The 15,997-nt window shown below is 68.3% G+C and carries 13 protein-coding genes and 1 pseudogene; 9 read left to right on the top strand and 5 right to left on the bottom strand.

The features are described 5' to 3' along the window. The first annotated feature begins 5 nt into the window (after window positions 1–5). A complete protein-coding gene (locus tag A5781_RS07880; RefSeq protein WP_067203585.1) occupies window positions 6–581 on the top strand; it encodes a DUF4389 domain-containing protein in 576 nt (191 codons plus the stop codon). Further along, entirely contained in the window at window positions 568–1,194 is a 627-nt protein-coding gene (locus tag A5781_RS07875; RefSeq protein WP_067203534.1) for a class I SAM-dependent methyltransferase, read from the top strand. Before A5781_RS07880 ends, A5781_RS07875 begins: the two co-directional genes overlap by 14 nt. Here the strand turns inward: A5781_RS07875 and A5781_RS07870 are convergent. Beyond that, window positions 1,181–3,580, bottom strand: a complete 2,400-nt coding sequence (locus A5781_RS07870) for an FtsX-like permease family protein (protein WP_231990664.1) — start codon at window positions 3,578–3,580, stop codon at window positions 1,181–1,183. The genes A5781_RS07875 and A5781_RS07870 overlap by 14 nt on opposite strands. A gap of 89 nt (window positions 3,581–3,669) precedes the next feature. Next, window positions 3,670–4,365 carry an ABC transporter ATP-binding protein gene (locus A5781_RS07865; RefSeq protein ID WP_067203529.1) on the bottom strand — a complete coding sequence of 232 codons (696 nt, stop codon included), beginning with the start codon at window positions 4,363–4,365 and terminating at the stop codon, window positions 3,670–3,672. A 116-nt stretch (window positions 4,366–4,481) separates the two neighbouring features. Between A5781_RS07865 and A5781_RS07860 the strand changes: the two genes are divergently transcribed. From A5781_RS07860 to A5781_RS07840, 5 genes and pseudogenes are all read left to right on the top strand, one after another. Next, window positions 4,482–6,224: a thiamine pyrophosphate-binding protein gene (locus A5781_RS07860; RefSeq protein ID WP_082939257.1), complete on the top strand. Its 1,743-nt coding sequence runs from the start codon at window positions 4,482–4,484 to the stop codon at window positions 6,222–6,224. Next, complete coding sequence (locus A5781_RS07855) at window positions 6,205–6,852, top strand: hypothetical protein (RefSeq protein WP_067203524.1); 648 nt, start codon at window positions 6,205–6,207, stop codon at window positions 6,850–6,852. The genes A5781_RS07860 and A5781_RS07855 overlap by 20 nt, the downstream gene beginning before the upstream one ends. A 4-nt stretch (window positions 6,853–6,856) precedes the next feature. Continuing rightward, entirely contained in the window at window positions 6,857–7,876 is a 1,020-nt protein-coding gene (locus A5781_RS07850) for a 3-oxoacyl-ACP synthase III family protein (protein ID WP_067203522.1), read from the top strand. Then, window positions 7,876–9,052 (top strand): annotated as a pseudogene (locus A5781_RS07845) (histidinol-phosphate transaminase). The gene A5781_RS07850 and the pseudogene A5781_RS07845 overlap by 1 nt, the downstream one beginning before the upstream one ends. Then, window positions 8,950–9,462 carry a MarR family transcriptional regulator gene (locus tag A5781_RS07840; protein WP_066945783.1) on the top strand — a complete coding sequence of 171 codons (513 nt, stop codon included), beginning with the start codon at window positions 8,950–8,952 and terminating at the stop codon, window positions 9,460–9,462. Before A5781_RS07845 ends, A5781_RS07840 begins: the two are co-directional and overlap by 103 nt. Before the next feature lie 98 nt (window positions 9,463–9,560). Here A5781_RS07840 and mmsB read toward each other — a convergent pair whose 3' ends face one another. From mmsB to A5781_RS07825, 3 genes are read right to left on the bottom strand one after another with little or no spacing between them, the layout of a single operon-like run. Next, window positions 9,561–10,445, bottom strand: a complete 885-nt coding sequence (gene mmsB / locus A5781_RS07835; protein ID WP_067203521.1) for a 3-hydroxyisobutyrate dehydrogenase — start codon at window positions 10,443–10,445, stop codon at window positions 9,561–9,563. 11 nt (window positions 10,446–10,456) lie between these two features. Next, window positions 10,457–11,617 (bottom strand): acyl-CoA dehydrogenase family protein, encoded by a 1,161-nt coding sequence (locus A5781_RS07830; protein WP_067203519.1) that lies wholly within the window; start codon window positions 11,615–11,617, stop codon window positions 10,457–10,459. 6 nt (window positions 11,618–11,623) lie between these two features. Further along, window positions 11,624–13,144, bottom strand: a complete 1,521-nt coding sequence (locus tag A5781_RS07825) for a CoA-acylating methylmalonate-semialdehyde dehydrogenase (protein ID WP_067203516.1) — start codon at window positions 13,142–13,144, stop codon at window positions 11,624–11,626. A gap of 215 nt (window positions 13,145–13,359) precedes the next feature. On the opposite strand from A5781_RS07825, the gene A5781_RS07820 reads away from it, so the two are divergent. Both A5781_RS07820 and A5781_RS07815 read left to right on the top strand, forming a co-directional pair. Next, window positions 13,360–14,553 (top strand): NAD(P)/FAD-dependent oxidoreductase, encoded by a 1,194-nt coding sequence (locus A5781_RS07820; RefSeq protein WP_067203514.1) that lies wholly within the window; start codon window positions 13,360–13,362, stop codon window positions 14,551–14,553. A gap of 48 nt (window positions 14,554–14,601) precedes the next feature. Continuing rightward, the gene (locus A5781_RS07815) at window positions 14,602–15,942 is read left to right on the top strand and encodes an FAD-binding oxidoreductase (protein WP_067203512.1); all 1,341 of its coding nucleotides are present in this window, start codon (window positions 14,602–14,604) and stop codon (window positions 15,940–15,942) included. Window positions 15,943–15,997 lie beyond the last annotated feature (55 nt).

Here is a 15,997-nt window from a genome sequence, read left to right as displayed (position 1 = left end):
TCAGGGTGCGAGGCGAATTCGATGCACCCTCACGCTGGCTCTGGCTGTTGAAGTGGTGCGTGCTGGCGTTCCCGCACTACCCGATCTTGATCGGGCTCTACCTGATATATCCGCTGTCGACCGTCGTGGCCGGCGTCGCCATCCTGTTCACCGGGCGGTATCCGCGGCCCATCTTCGACTTCAACGTCGGCGTGCTGCGCTGGTCGTGGCGTGTGATGAATTTCCGGTTCCCGATGAACAGCACGGACAGGTACCCGCCTTTCACGCTCGCGTCGCGGCCCGACTACCCCGGTGATCTGCAGGTCGACTATCCGGAGCGGCTGAGGAACTGGACCGTGCTGGTGAAGTGGCTGTTGGCCATCCCTCAGGTGCTGCTTTGCTGGTCGATGGAGCCGCTCCTGCAGGTGCTGTGCGTGATCGCCGCGGTGTCGTTGTTGTGCACGGGGACCATCCCGGCGGGCATGTTCGATCTTCTGCTGGGCATCGTCCGATGGCGCTATCGGGTGGCCGTGTACGTGTCCCTGATGCGTGACGAATACCCGCCGTTCCGAATGGATTTGGGTGTCAGTGACGCGCCGTAATCCCTTCTTCCCGTACGTGTACAGATTCGGCCAGCCGGTCTTCGACCGGCTCTTCTACCACCGCTATCGCCGCGAGGCGCTCAGCAACGCGACGGGCCGGCTGCTGATGCTCGGCTTGGGTCCGGGCAACGACTTGAGGTTCCTGCCCGCCGCGGTGACGTCGGTCGCCGCCGTGGAGCCGGCGGCGCCGTTCCGGCGGATGGCTTCCCGGCTGGCCCGCCGCCGCGGCGTCGCCGTCGACATCGTCGAGGGAACCGGCGAATCGATTCCCTTCCCGGACAACGCTTTCGACTCGGTGCACATCGGGCTGGTGCTCTGCTCGGTCGAAGATGTGGCCGCCACGCTCGGCGAGATCCGGCGCGTGCTCACACCCGGGGGCAGGCTGGTGGTTCTCGAGCATGTGCGCGGGGTCGGCGCGACCGGCCGGCTCCAGGACCTGGTCGCCAAGCCGTGGTCGTGGTTTGCGGGGGGCTGTGAGCCGAACCGCCGAACCCTGGATTCCATCGCCGCCGCCGGGTTCGACACGACTGCGCTGCGCACCATTCCGCGCACGCCGGTGCCCTTCCCGTGCAAACCCCATTTGCAGGGGTTCGCCATCCTCACTCCACGCTGACGGCCTCGATGATGTTCAGCCGCGCGGCCCGCCGGGCGGGTGGGAGCGAGCCGAGCAGGCAGATCGCCAGCGCCCCTGCGGTGAAGGCCAGGGACATCGGGCTCAGGCGGAAGCCGACCTGGAAATTCATGATCTCCCCGCTGATGAGGCTGAACAGCCACTGGTCGGTCAGGCCGAACAGCAGCCCCAAAAAGCCGCCGACGAAACCGATTCCGGCCGCCTCGGCCAGGACCGTCCGCAGGGTGAACCGGCGGCTGGACCCCATGGCCCGCAGCACGCCGATCTCGCGGCGGCGTTCCAGCACCGACAACGTCAGGGTGTTGAGCAGCGCGACGGCGGCCACGGCCACGACGATGACCCACACGGCGTTGGCGATGAACATGCTCTGATGCAGCGGGGCTTCCAGCCCCGCCAGCGCCGCGCGGCCGTCGTACACGTGGTTGGCTGCGGGCACCACCCGGCGCACCTCCGTCAACAGGCGCCGCGCGTCCACTCCCGGGGCCGCGGTGATCTGCAGGGTCGTCGCCGCCGGGCGATCGAACCACGCCCGCATCTGCCCGAGATCGATTCCGACCGTTCCGATCACGGTCGAGAAGAAGGGCACCAGGGCCAGCACCGTCGTCTGTCGCGGGCCGTGTGGCGTCTGCAGCTGCAGCCGGTCGCCGGCGCGGACGTGCAGAGTGGCGCCCAGATTCTGCGTGAGCACCACGCCGCGACCGGCCAGAACGTCGGCGCGCACCCGTTCGTCGAGCGCGCGGAACAGCGAATCGTGGGTTCCGCCGGAGAAGCCGTCGAGCAGGACGCGTGTGCCGCCGACGACGGCGAACCCGAACGCGCCCTCGGTCACCCGCGCCACCCCGGGCACCGCGGCCACCTTTTCCGAAAGGCCTTGCGGCAGTGCGTCGGTGGGATAGCTGTCGGGAGGGTTCGCGCTCACCCACACGTCGACGCCGGCGGCGGGAGCGAACATGGCGCGGGCCGAGCGGATCATGTCGGCGTTGGTGCCGGTGATCACCACCGTGGTGACCACCCCGATGAGCACGGTCATCACGGTGGCCCACACTCGCCGCGGCGCGCGTTCGACGGTGGCCGCCGCGAGTGCCCCGAACGGCCCGAAGACGCGGGCCACCGCGGCCGTGGCTTTGACGATGGGTGTTGTGAGCGCGAAGCCGAGGGCGATCTCGGCGCTCAGCAGCGCGGCCATCGCGGCGAACGCGAAGGTGCCGTGTTGGCCGAGGACCACCCAGATGGACACCGCGAACACCGCGAGTGCGCCCACCCCGGCAATGACCCGCAGCCATCGGGGCACGACGTCCGCCGCCGACGCCCCGACCGGCGCCAGCGCCTCGATGGGCGCGACCTTGTACACCTGGCGTGCGGCCATCACCGACGCGACCACGCTGGTGAGCGCCGTGGCCGCGAGGGCCAGCGGGATCGCATAGCCGGGCAGCCAATACTGGACGCGGGCCTCGAGCCCCTGGGTCATCGCCGGGGGAAGTCGGCGAATTGCCGTGCGGCCGGCCAGGATTCCGATGGCCGAGCCGATGGCGCCCCCGAGGAGCCCGAGGACCGCCGCCTCCCCGAGCATGTCGCCGACGATGGTGACGCGTCGGCCGCCGATCGCGCGCAGCATGGAGATGACCGGCCGGCGCTGGGTGATCGCCATGGTCATCGTGGTGTAGATCAGAAATGCGCCGACCACCAACGCGACCGCCGCGCCCAGCAGGGCCATGTAGTTCATCAGCTTGACGCCGTCGCCGGCCCGGGCCGCCCGCAGGCTCGGGGCGGCGACGATGGCGCGGCCGTGCACCGCGGCGGTGACCGCGGCGCGGACGGCGTCCGCGTCGGCGCCCGGTCTGGTGGTGATCAGGATCGAGTCGAGCTGTCCGGGGCGGTCGGTGACATTCTGCGCCAACGCCAGTGGGGCGAGGACGTAGTGCCCGCCGTTGAGGTCCGCGAACTGCTTGTCCGAGAGCACCTCGCTCACCGTGACCGAGCCCGAGCCCAGTTGCAGCGGCTGTCCTTTCGCATATCCCATCCGCGGCCCCACCTGGACGCCGTTGGGCGTCGAGGACAGCGCCTGCACCGGTCGTGAGACCGCGTCCTTCAGTGCGCCGCCCAGTGCGGCTGTGCTCGCGTCCGCGCCGAGCAGCAGCACCGGTCCCGTCGCCGTGGACGCGGAGGTTCGGATCATCGGCGCCGCGGTGGCGACGCCCGGTACCGCGGCGACGTCGGCCAGTATCGTTTCGGGGAACCCCGCGTCGGTGATGCCCGATACCTCGAGCGCGGCCACGCCGGCGATCCCGTCGGCCAGCCGGTTGACCGATCCGGTGATCGAGCCGAAGATGCCGAATATCGCGACCAGATACGTTGCGGAAACGGCCATTACGGCGATCGACGCGAGCGTGCGACGGCGATGCACGGCGAGCTCACGCAGGCTGAACACGCGCAGTCGGCTGGCCGCCGCCGTGATTTTCACGCAGGGACCGCCGGTAGGTCCGAACCGACGCGACCGTCCTGCAGCGTGATCACCCGATCGGTCGCCGCGGCGGCCTCCGCATTGTGGGTCACCATCACCACTAACCGGCCGCGGCCGTCTTCGTGTGCCACCTCGGCGAGCAGCTCCAAGATCGCTGCGCCGGTCGCGGAGTCGAGGTTGCCGGTGGGCTCGTCGGCGAGGATGAGCGGCGGGTCCATCATCAACGCGCGCGCCACCGCGACGCGCTGCATCTGGCCGCCGGACAGTTCCGCCGGCCGGTGCTCGGTCCGGTTGCCGAGCCCGACGCGGTCCAGCAACCGAATCGCATCAGGTTTGGCCCTGCCCAGCCGGACACCGTCGAGCAGTTTGGGTACCGCGACGTTCTCCCACGCCGACAAGGTCGGCAACAGGTTGAAGAATTGGAAGATGAAACCCACCCGGTGATGGCGGAACTCCGACTGCTGCTGGTCGCCCAGGCGGCCGATCTCCTCGCCATCGAACGTGATCGAGCCGGAATCGGGGGAGTCCAGCGCGCCGAGGAGGTGAAGCAGCGTGCTCTTACCCGCGCCGGAGGGTCCGACCACCGACACGAACTGACCGCCCCCGAGGCACAGGGTGATCCCGTCGAGCGCCCGGACCGTTTGACCGCCGACCCGATACTCGCGCACCACGTTGCGCAGTTCGATGGTCATCTAGACACCACGAGGGCCGGCGGCACGCGGTTCACCTGCGGGGTGAACCGATCAAGTGCCGGGCTCGTGTCATCGGGTGAATGCACGGCCCTTTGTGGCGTCAGGAGCGTCAGCACATGTTCGGCAAGCACCGGGTGGTCGATCACATCGTCGGGCACCTCGCGTCGCTCGGGGTGGACCACGTCTTCGGTGTCGACGGCGCCAACATCGAGGATCTGTACGACGCCGCGCACTTCCGGCCGGAGGTCACCGCCGTGCTGGCCAAGCACGAATTCTCGGCGGCCACCATGGCCGACGGATACAGCCGCAGCGGCGCCGGACTGGGCGTGGTGGCGGCGACGTCCGGTGGGGGAGCGCTGAACCTCGTCGCCGGCCTGGGCGAGTCGTTCGCGAGCCGGGTTCCGGTGCTGGCCCTGGTCGGCCAGCCCGCGACCACGATGGACGGCCGGGGCAGCTTCCAGGACACCAGCGGTCGCAATGGATCGCTGGATGCCCGGGCACTGTTCTCGGCGGTGTCGGTGTTTTGCGAGCGGCTGGTTTCGCCGGCGGACATCGTGTCGGCATTGCCCAGGGCGATCTGCGCTGCGCGCGCCGGTGGCCCGGCGGTGTTGTTGCTGCCCAAGGACATTCAGCAGGAATTCATCGCCGTCGACGGCAGCCCCGAGCATTTCGGTTTCAGCGCGTCGATCGGCAACCCGCATCTCATCGCCCGGGAACTGCGCCAGACGACCGGTCAGGTCACGATCATCGCCGGCGAGCAGGTGGCCCGCGACGACGCCCGGGCCGAACTCGAGGACCTGCGGGCGCTGCTGCGCGCGCGGGTGGCCACCGTGCCCGACGCCAAAGACGTCGCCGGCACACCGGGTTTCGGATCGTCGTCGGCCCTCGGCGTGACCGGCGTCATGGGCCACCCGAGCGTGGCCGAAACGCTGGCCGCCAGCGCCCTGTGCCTCATCGTCGGCACCCGGCTCACGGTAACCGCGCGCGGCGGCCTGGACGACGCGCTGGCGGCGGTGCGAACGGTATCCATCGGGTCGGCGCGGCCCTATCCGCACTGCACGCACGTGCACACCGACGACCTGCGTGGCTCGTTGCGCCTGCTGACCCAGGCGCTGCGCGGTCACGGACGCCCGAACGGCGTGCGAGTGCCCGATCTGGTGCGGCGCACCGAGCTGACGCCCAGGGACTGCGACGGGCCGGGCGTGCGGTACCGCGACGCCATGGCGGTGCTGGACCGCGCCCTGCCCGACGGTGCCGACATCGTCGTCGACGCAGGCAACACCGGCGCGGCCGCGATTCACTACCTGCCGGCGCGGCGCGGCGGCAGGTTCGTCGCCGCGCTCGGGATGGGCGGCATGGGCTACAGCTTCGGGGCCGGGATCGGCATGGCGTTCGGGCGGGCGAACGGCGGCCGGCCGGGCGGCCGCACCGTGGTGATCGCCGGGGACGGCGCCTTTTTCATGCACGGGCTGGAAGTGCACACCGCGGTGCAGTACCGGCTTCCCGTGACGTTCGTGTTGTTCAACAACAACGCCCACGCGATGTGCGTGACCCGTGAGCAGCTGTTCTACGAGAACCGCTACAGCTACAACCGCTTCCGGCCCAGCGCGCTGGGCACCGGTCTGGCGGCGATGTTTCCCGGGCTGACATCGGTCGATGTCAGCGACCCCGCCCAACTTGCCGCGGCGCTTCGGGAGGCGCTGGACATCGAGGGCCCGGCGGTGGTCAGCGTCGAATGCGACGCCGACGAAATCCCGCCGTTTGCTCCATTTCTCGCCGCGCTGTCAGGCAGTGCGGCTGTCACAGAACAGTTTTCGACCGCGAAGGAGAACCGGTCCGATGTCGTTGCCAGCGCTTGAGGATATCCCCACTCCCATCGACGGGGTGGTCCGCATCGAAACCAGCCCGCGGGAGAAGGCGACCCCGATCATCATGGAGATGATGCGGTCGGTCTACCCGCACGATCAGGTCTTCGGGGAGTACTGCACGGTCAACGATTACGTTGCGTGCCCGCCCGATGAGTTGTACGAGTACCTGGCCGACACCCGCAGCCTCGAGGAGTGGACGTACAGCCTGCGCGGTTTCACGCCCACCGACGAACCCGGCCTGTGGCTGGCCTACGACCGCCTCGGCTCGGAGACCGAGATCTATACCCGGACCATCGCCAACGCGGCGGCGCGAACCGTCGACTACCACTGCGCGTGGGATCAGGGCAAGCACCTGTGGATGATCTATCTGATGCGCGTCGTCGACGCACAGGTGGTCCTCGACAAGCCGGGATCGGTTGTGCTGTGGACAAACTGCCACCACCCGTTCTATGACCACAACCCGTACCCGGAGACCGCACCTGAGCAGCGGCCGGTGTGGGTCGGCGACTTCTGGGACATGTTCGGCGCCGGCCACGCGCTGGAGCTGCAGAACCTCAAGGCGATCGCCGAATACCGGCACCGTAACGGCCTGCCGGTGACGCCGAAATGGATGAGGTAGCAACATGAGCCAACCGAGCGTCAGCCTGATCGACGTTTCCACCTATCTGCCCGGCGAGCCCATCGGCGCCGACTACTACGCGCAATTCGCCGAATCCGACGACCTGCGCGAGAACGTGATGTTCCGCGCCCCGAAGTTTCGCCACCACGTCGGGCCTGACGAGAGTTCGATCGACATGATCGAACGCGCGGCGCAGGGCCTGATCGAGCGGCACGGCCACGACGTGGTCGAGGGCGCCGACGTGCTCATCACCCACACCCAGGTGCCGGACATGGCCTTTTACGGGCAAGGCGGCGGCATCGCACACCGGCTGGGCATGCGGCCGTCCTGGGTGCTCGACCTCAACAACGGCGGCTGCGCGGCGTTCGTGTTGGCGCTCAACGTGGCTCGCAAACTGCTGGCCTCCGGTAACGGGCACACCGCGCTGATCGCCATCACCCAAAACGCGGCCGGTCAGTTCTTCGATCAGCCGACCATCCGCCGCAAGGCACAGTCCGCGGTGCCCGGGGACGGTGCGGCGGTGGGTCTGGTCACGCTCAGCGACCAATCACCCATCCTCGACGTCGAGTGCCGCACCTACGGTGAATACGCCGGCGAGATGACGCTGTCCTACGACCCGCCCCGCAAATGGTGGCAGGCCGGGGCCGGCGAGGGCAGCATCGGCTTCACCGAAAGCAAGATCACCAAGGTGCTGGCCCGCGGCAACCGGCAGGTCCCCGAGGTGGCGCTGACGGTATGCGACCGAATAGGCCTGCCCGCCAAGGATATCGATCTGCTCGTCACCAACCAGCCGAACCGGGTTTTCCTGCGCAACTGGCGCGAGGCGCTCGAGTTGCCGCCCGAACGCCATCGAGACACCTTTGACGAGTGCGGCAACCTGTTCGGCGCCGGGATCCCGATCAACCTGGATCGCGCGATCTCCGATGGGCAGGCCGAGGCCGGGGATGTCGTCATGATGGCCGCCTTCGCGCATGCCGGCGACTTCGCCGGTGCGGCGGCGGTGCGCTGGGGCGGGCGAGGATGATGCAGCCCGCCCCGAGCCCGGTGGCCGGCGACGGCTGCGACGCGCTGCCCGACGCGGTGGATCCGTTTGCGTTGTCGCTCAACGAGAATCCGTTCCCGCCGTTGTCGGCGGTGCGGTCGGCGTTGATGCGGTCCGTCCACGCCGTCAACCGCTACCCCGAGTTCCTGCCCGAGCGGCTGCGCGGCGTGATCGCCGACCACATCGGGGTGCCCGCCTCCCGGGTGGTGCCGGGCGCCGGCGCGACGGGCATCGTGCTGCTGGCCTTACAGGCACTGACCGCTGCGGGCGACACGGTGGCGATGGCGACGCCGACCTTCGACGGTTACCCGATCCTCGCGCGGATGGCGCGGCTGAAGACGCGGACAGTTCCCCTGGATGCGCATGGCCACCACGACCTCGACGGGTTGGCCCGCGCCGCCGCCGATGCCCGGGTGGTCGTCCTGTGCCGGCCGCACAACCCCACCGGAACGGTGGAATCCGCGGCCGCCGTTTCGGCGTTCCTGCGCCGCGTGCCGCGTGACACCGTCGTCCTCCTCGACGAGGCCTACATCGAGTTCGCCGCGCCCGAGCACCGCATCGCCGTGTCGGCGTTGGTCACCCGCTTCCCCAATGTGGTGGTGGTGCGGACCTTCTCCAAGGCCTACGGCCTGGCGGGGCTGCGGATCGGTTACGGCGTGGCGTCGCGGGAGCTGGCCGCCACGCTGTGGTCCCATCAGCTGCCGTTCGGCGCGCCGATCACCAGTCTGGTCGCGGTCGCCGCGTCCTACGCGGCGGAAGACCAACTGCTGCACCGGGTCCGGTTGATCAACGCCGAACGCTGTTATCTGCGGATGCGCCTCAGCGCGCTGGGGATCTACACGACGAACGCGCACGCGAACTTCATGTATCTGCCCGCGAAGAAGGATGGGCGGGGTGTGCCGTGGCATGAGGTTTTCGCCGACGACCGGCTGCGGGTGCGGTGCTACCCGGACGGTGGTGCGCGGATCACTGTGGGCAACCGCACCTCGACACTGGCGGTGCTGTCGGCGCTGGGGAAAGGCCACGCTCGCGCGCCAAGTGCGGTATGAAGGGGCGTGGCCGCCTCACGACCGCCGAAGCGTGACCCGATCGCCGCGGCGCGCGACAACTGGGAGCGCTCCGGTTGGAGCGACGTGGCGCAGGGCATGGTCGCGGTGACATCGGTGATGCGGGCGCACCAGATCCTGCTGGCCCGCGTCGAGACGGCGTTGCGTCCCTACGACCTGAGTTTCTCCCGCTACGAGTTGCTGCGCCTGCTGGCGTTCAGCCGGACCGGCGCGCTGCCCATCACCAAGGCGTCGGATCGGCTGCAGGTCCACGTCACCAGCGTGACGCATGCGATCCGCCGGCTGGAAGCCGACGGGCTGGTGCAGCGGGTGCCGCACCCCACCGATGGGCGCACCACCCTGGTGCAGATCACCGACCTGGGCCGCTCGACGGTCGAGGACGCCACGGTGACGCTCAACGAGCAGGTGTTCGCCGATATCGGGATGTCCGAAACCGAAGCGCGGGCGCTGGTTTCATCGATCGAAACACTCCGCCGAGACGCGGGCGACTTCGCGGATTGAACGAGAAGAAGGCCATCCTTCGCCGAACGTGCACTGAGTGCGATTTTTCCCGCATTATTTCGCAGTGAGTACACGCTCGGCGCGCCGCTGAGCCCGATCTAGCCGTCGCGCAGCATTTCGATCACCGCGCTGAAGTCCTTGTCGGCGTGGTCGGCCGCGAATTTGGCGTAGATCTCGGCGGCGTGCCTGCCCAGCGGCGCGGCCGACCCGGTCGAGGTCACCGCGTCCATGGCCAGGCCCAGGTCCTTGTTCATCAGTGCGGTCGCGAAACCCGGCTTGAAGTCGTTGTTGGCCGGCGATGTCGGCACCGGTCCCGGCACCGGGCAATTGGTGTGCACGGCCCAGCAATTGCCGGTCGCGCCGGTGATGACGTCGAAGAGGGATTGCGCCGAAAGCCCGAGCTTTTCGGCCAGCACGAAGGCCTCGCCGACGGCGATCTGCTGCACCGCCAGCACCATGTTGTTGCACACCTTGGCCGCCTGGCCGGCCCCGGCTGCGCCGCAGTGAATAACCTTGCCCGCCATGGGTTCCAGCACGAGCCGGGCGCGCTCCAGGGCGGCCTCGTCACCGCCGACCATGAACGCCAGCGTCCCGGCGACGGCGCCCTTCACGCCGCCGGAGACGGGCGCGTCCAGCTGCGCAACCCCGTGCGATTCGGCGAGCGCGTGCACCTCGCGGGCGTCGTTGACCGAGATCGTGGAGCTGTCGATGAACAGTGCGCCCGACCGGGCGGCCGGCAGCACGTCGGCGTAGCACCGCTTCACCAGGTCGCCGTTGGGCAGCATGGTAATCACCACGTCGGCCCCCGTCACCGCGTCGGCCGCGCTGTCGAACGTCGTGACCCCGTTGCCTGCCGCCGCCGCGACGGCGGCGGGCACGGGGTCGAACCCGCGCACCGCATGTTTGGCGGCAACAAGGTTCGCCGACATCGGTCCACCCATATTGCCCAGACCCAGGAAAGCCACCGTCAGGTGCTCGGTCATCGCCGACCCTTCTACGCGCTCGCCTGCACGCGCGCGGCCTCGGCCCTGCCGATGACCACCCGCATGATTTCGTTGGTCCCTTCCAGGATTCGATGCACCCGCAGATCGCGGACGATCTTTTCCAGACCATACTCACGCAGATACCCGTAGCCGCCGTGTAGCTGAAGGGCCTTGTCGGCCACCTCGAAGCAGGTGTCGGTGACGTAGCGCTTGGCCATCGCGCACAGCTCGACCTTGTCGGGGTCGTCGTTGTCCAACGCATCCGCGGCCCGCCACAACATCATTCGCGACGTTTCCAGCCCGGTGGCCATATCGGCCAGGGTGAACCGGATGGTGGGCTCGTCGAGCAGTGCCTTGCCGAACGCTTGTCGTTCCCGGACGTAGGCGCCCGCCTTGTCGAAGGCGGACTGGGCGCCGCCCAGCGAGCACGCCGCGATGTTGAGCCGGCCGCCGTTGAGGCCGTTCATCGCGATGCCGAATCCGGCGCCCTCGCCCTCCGCGCCGCCCAGCATGGCCTCGGCGGGTACCCGCACGCCCTCCAGGATCACCTGTGCGGTGGGCTGGGCATGCCAGCCCATCTTCTCTTCCAGCGCCCCGAAACTGAGCCCGGGAGCGCCCTTTTCGATGACGAAGGCCGAGATTCCGCGCGGGCCCTCACCGCCGGTCCTGGCCATCACCACGTAGACGTCCGAGGCCCCGGCGCCGGAGATGAACTGCTTGACGCCGTCGAGCACGTAGTCGCCGCCCTCCCGGACGGCCCGGGTGCTCAACGCGCTGGCGTCCGAGCCGGCGCCTGGCTCGGTGAGGCAGTAACTCGCGATGACGTCCATCGAGGCCAGCCGCGGCACCCACGCCTTGCGCTGTTCGGCGGTGCCGAACTTGTCGATCATCCACGCGCACATGTTGTGGATGGACAGGAACGCTGCGGTCGTCGGGTCGGCGATGGCCAGCTGCTCGAAGATGCGGACCCCGTCGAGCCGGCGCAGGCCGCTGCCGCCGACGTCCTCGCGGCAGTAGATCGCCGCCATGCCGAGCTCGGCCGACTCGCGCAACACGTCGGTCGGAAAGTGTTTGGCGGCGTCCCATTCCAGGGCGTGCGGGGCGAGGCGTTTGGCGGCGAACGCGGCCGCCGTCTCGGTGATGACCCGCTCGTCGTCGTTGAGGGTGAACATCGAGTCCTAATCCATTGTGGGGATGACGAATTCGGCGCCATCCTTGATGCCGGACGGCCACCGAGACGTCACCGTCTTGGTCTTGGTGTAGAAGATGATGGACGACGGGCCATGCTGGTTGAGGTCGCCGAAACCGGAGCGCTTCCAACCGCCAAAGGTGTGGTAGGCCACCGGAACCGGGATCGGCACGTTCACACCGACCATGCCCACCTGCACCCGGGAGATGAAGTCGCGGGCGGCGTCGCCGTCGCGGGTGAAGACCGCCACGCCGTTGCCGTACTCGTGCTCCGAAGGCAACCGCAGCGCCTCTTCGTAATCGTGGGCGCGCACGATGCACAGCACCGGCCCGAAGATCTCGTCGGTGTAGATCGACATGTCGGAAGTGACGTGGTCGAACAGCGTTGGGCCGATGAAGAATCCGCCCTCGAGGCTGACATCGTCGAACGTCAGGTCGTCGCTGGCGCGCTCGCGGCCGTCGATCACCAATTCGGCGCCCGCCTCGACGCCCTGGCCGATGTAGTCGCGCACCCGCGCCAATGCGGCCTCGGTGACCAGCGGGCCGTAGTCGGCCTTGGGGTCCAGGCTGTGCCCGACGCGCAGGTTATTGATCCGGTCAATGAGCCTGGCGCGCAACCGTTCCGCGGTCCGCTCGCCGACGGGCACTGCGACGCTGATCGCCATGCACCGTTCGCCCGCGCTGCCGTACCCGGCGCCGATCAGCGCGTCGACGGCCTGGTCCAGGTCGGCATCGGGCATCACGATCATGTGGTTCTTGGCGCCACCGAAGCACTGCGACCGTTTGCCCGTGGCAGCGGCCGTCGCGTAGATGTACTGGGCGATGTCGGAGCTGCCGACGAAACCCACCGCCTGGATGTCGGGGTGGTGCAGGATGGCGTCGACGGCCTCCTTGTCGCCGTGCACGACCTGGAACACACCGGGCGGCAGGCCCGCTTCCAAGAACAGTTCGGCCAGTCGCACCGGAACCGACGGGTCGCGCTCGCTGGGCTTGAGCACGAAGGCGTTGCCGCACGCGAGGGCGGGCCCGGCCTTCCACAGCGGGATCATGGCCGGGAAGTTGAACGGGGTGATGCCGGCGACCACCCCCAGCGGCTGGCGCAGCGAGTAAACGTCGATGCCCGGGCCGGCGCCTTCGCTGTACTCGCCCTTGAGCAGGTGGGGGATGCCGATGGCGAACTCGATGACCTCGATGCCGCGCTGGACGTCGCCGCGCGCGTCGGCCACCGTCTTGCCGTGCTCGAGGGACAGCAGCTCGGCGAGCTCGTCCATATTGTCGTTGACCAGCTCGACGAATCGCATCAGCACCCGCGCGCGCCGCTGCGGATTCCACGCCGCCCAACCCTTTTGTGCCTCGACGGCCGAGGCCACCGCGGCATCGATGTCGGCCTTGCCGGCCATCGGCACCTGCGCCTGCACCTCGCCGGTGCTGGGGTTGAAGACGTCGGCGCTGCGGGTGGACTGGCCGGCGGTCCGCTGCCCATCGATGAAGTGGGGGATCTGTGTGGTCATGGTGTCCTCGAGTTGTACGCACGTGAGAGGCGGATATACTTGGATATCCTAGTAACCGCGGACGGGCGTCGCAAGGCCGGCGGTTCAGGCGGGCGGAGCCACCCCGGATGCGGCCAGTCCCGTCTGCCCTCGTGAACCGCGCGCGGTTGCGGATCGTGTCAGTGCTGGGGGCCCGAGGTTCGCGGCACCCGGGTGACATGACAGGAGAAGCGCGGATGACGACGCAGATCCGGGTCAGTCCCGACGCGGTCGTCATCGGCGCGGGGCCCGCGGGTCTGGCGGTCGCACGCCAACTCGATCATCAGCACGGCATCACAGCGCTCGTCGTCGACCGCGCGGCGGCCCCCGCGATCTCGTGGCGTACGCGCTATGACAACTTCCGCCTCAACACGACCGGGTTCTTGTCGCATCTTCCCGGACAACGGATTCCCTGGACCGCCGGGCGCTGGCCGACCAAGGAGGACATGGTCCGCTATTTCGATAGCTACGTCGCGCGCCAGCACATCGCGATCATGCTCGGATGTGAAGTCCACCGCATCGACCGTGTGGGTGCTCTCTGGCGACTCGCCACCTCGTCGGGTGAAATCCGGACCCCGGCTATCGTTCTCGCGACGGGAAACTACGCTTCACCCACCATCCCCGCATGGCCCGGACTCGGCCGTTTCGACGGCGAGATCGTCCACTCCGGTGACTTCACCAACGCGTGGCCCTACCGCGGCCGCGACGTCCTGGTCGTCGGCGCGGGCAATTCGGCCGCCGACATCGCTGTTCAGCTCGCTAACGACGGCGCGCGACGGATCTGGCTTGCGGTTCGCACACCTCCCCATCTCGTGCGTCGGGCCATCGGGCCGTTTCCATCGGACATCTTCCTCGAGCTGTTCTCGAGAGTTCCCGCGCGCGTGGTCGATCCGGTGATCGCGCGCATGAACCGCCTGATGTGGGGTGACCTGTCCGCCTACGGTTTCGACCGGCCGACCCTCGGCCTCAAGGCGACGGTGGAGACGCGAGGCCGAATCCCGACGCTGGCCGACGAGCTCATCGACCTTGTGCGGATCGGGCGCGTCGAGGTCGTCGGCGCCGTCGAGGGGGTCGAATCCGACGCCGTGATCCTCGCCGACGGCGCGTCCGTGGCGCCGCAGGTGATCGTCGCCGCCACCGGGTTCGGCTCGGATCTCGATCGCCTGGTCGGACACCTTGGCGTCCTCGACGAGCACGGCAAACCCCGCGGCGGCTTCGCGTCGCACCTCGGCGACGGAATGTTCGCGATCGGATACGGCATTCCGCCCAACGGCCCGCTGCGGGCGATCCGCATGAGGGCGACACCATTGGCCCGCGAGATCGCGGTCTATCTGGAGCGGATACCGCTATCCGCGCGGACGCCACGTGTAGCAGCGGTTTCGAACGTTTGACTGCGGTGTCTTCTTAATCAGGACTTCCGCGAAAAATAAAGGGATGCAATGATTTTACTTACCGCCGAAAAGACCTTCTTCCGGGGCGCGGACGGGTACGAACTGGCCCGTCGGGAAACGGTATGGAACGGCCTTCTCCCGGACCGCTTTCCCGAGGTAATCGTGCAGGCACACGACACCGACGACGTCGTCGCGGCGATCCGCTATGCCCGGACCCACGGATACCCTGTCGGTGTGCGTTCCGGGGGGCACAGCTGGACGGCCAGTCACCTACGCGACGGTGGTCTGCTGCTGGACGTCAGCCGCCTCGATCACTGCACCGTCGAACCGGACGGGATGACCGCCGACGTCGGCCCGGGCAAGGTCGCCAGCGTCTTCGCGGCGGAACTGGACGCCCAAGGGCTGTTCTTTCCGGCCGGCCACTGCGAAGGCATTTGCCTCGGTGGCTATCTCCTGCAGGGCGGATACGGCTGGAACAGTCCGGTGCTCGGTCCGGCTTGCGAGAGCGTGCTCGGACTGGAAGTTGTCACCGCCGACGGGGACAAGATCTACTGCGACCCCGAGAACCATCCCGACATGTATTGGGCGGCTCGCGGCGCTGGGCCGGGCTTCTTCGGTGTGGTCACCGCCTTCAAACTACGGGTTCACCCACGTCCCGCGGTCTGGGGCACCTGCCTGTACATGTATCCGATCGAGGTGGCCGACGAGGTGTTCACCTGGGGGCGCTCGATCATTCCCGAGATCGACGACCGGGTCGAATTGCAGATCCACACCGCGCGCAGCTTTCCGGGAGCCGGGCTCGACCAGCCCGGCATCACGATCGCTTCGCCGGTCTTCGCCGACTCGGAGGACGAGGCCATGAAAGCCCTTGCCCTGCTTGGCAGTTGCCCGGTCATCGATAAAGCTATCGTCAGTCTTCCCTATGCCCCGACAACTTTGGCGAATTGGTACACCGCCGTAATGACCAGCTACCCGAAGGGGTACCGCTATATCGCGGACAACATGTTCACGTCGGCCTCCGCCCAAGAGCTACTGCCGGGCATCCGCAAGATCATCGAAACCATGCCACCGCACCCCTCGCACTTCATCTTCACGGGTTGGAACACGTCCCCAGAGCGCGCGGACATGGTGTACGGCTTGGAAGACGAGGTCTACATGGCGCTCTACACCATCTGGCAAGACCCGGCCGACGATCACCGGTATCGCGACTGGGCCGCGTCCAACATGGCGGCGATGTCGCACTTGGCGACCGGCAGCTCGCTCGCCGACGAGAATCTCTGCCGGCGTCCGGCGCGGTTCATCACCGAATCGAACATGGCGCGCCTCGACAAGGTGCGCTCGGCCTACGATCCGGATGGCCGCTTCCACAGCTGGATGGGCGGCGCCTGAGGACTACCCGGCGAACGGTGGTCGTGCGCCACGCGTGAACCAAACAGGACCCTCG

Source organism: Mycobacterium sp. 852002-30065_SCH5024008, assembly GCF_001665645.1.
GTDB classification, from domain to species: domain Bacteria; phylum Actinomycetota; class Actinomycetes; order Mycobacteriales; family Mycobacteriaceae; genus Mycobacterium; species Mycobacterium paraffinicum.
Note: the sequence above shows the minus strand (reverse complement) of the source record. Positions and strands in the feature narration are given on the sequence as shown.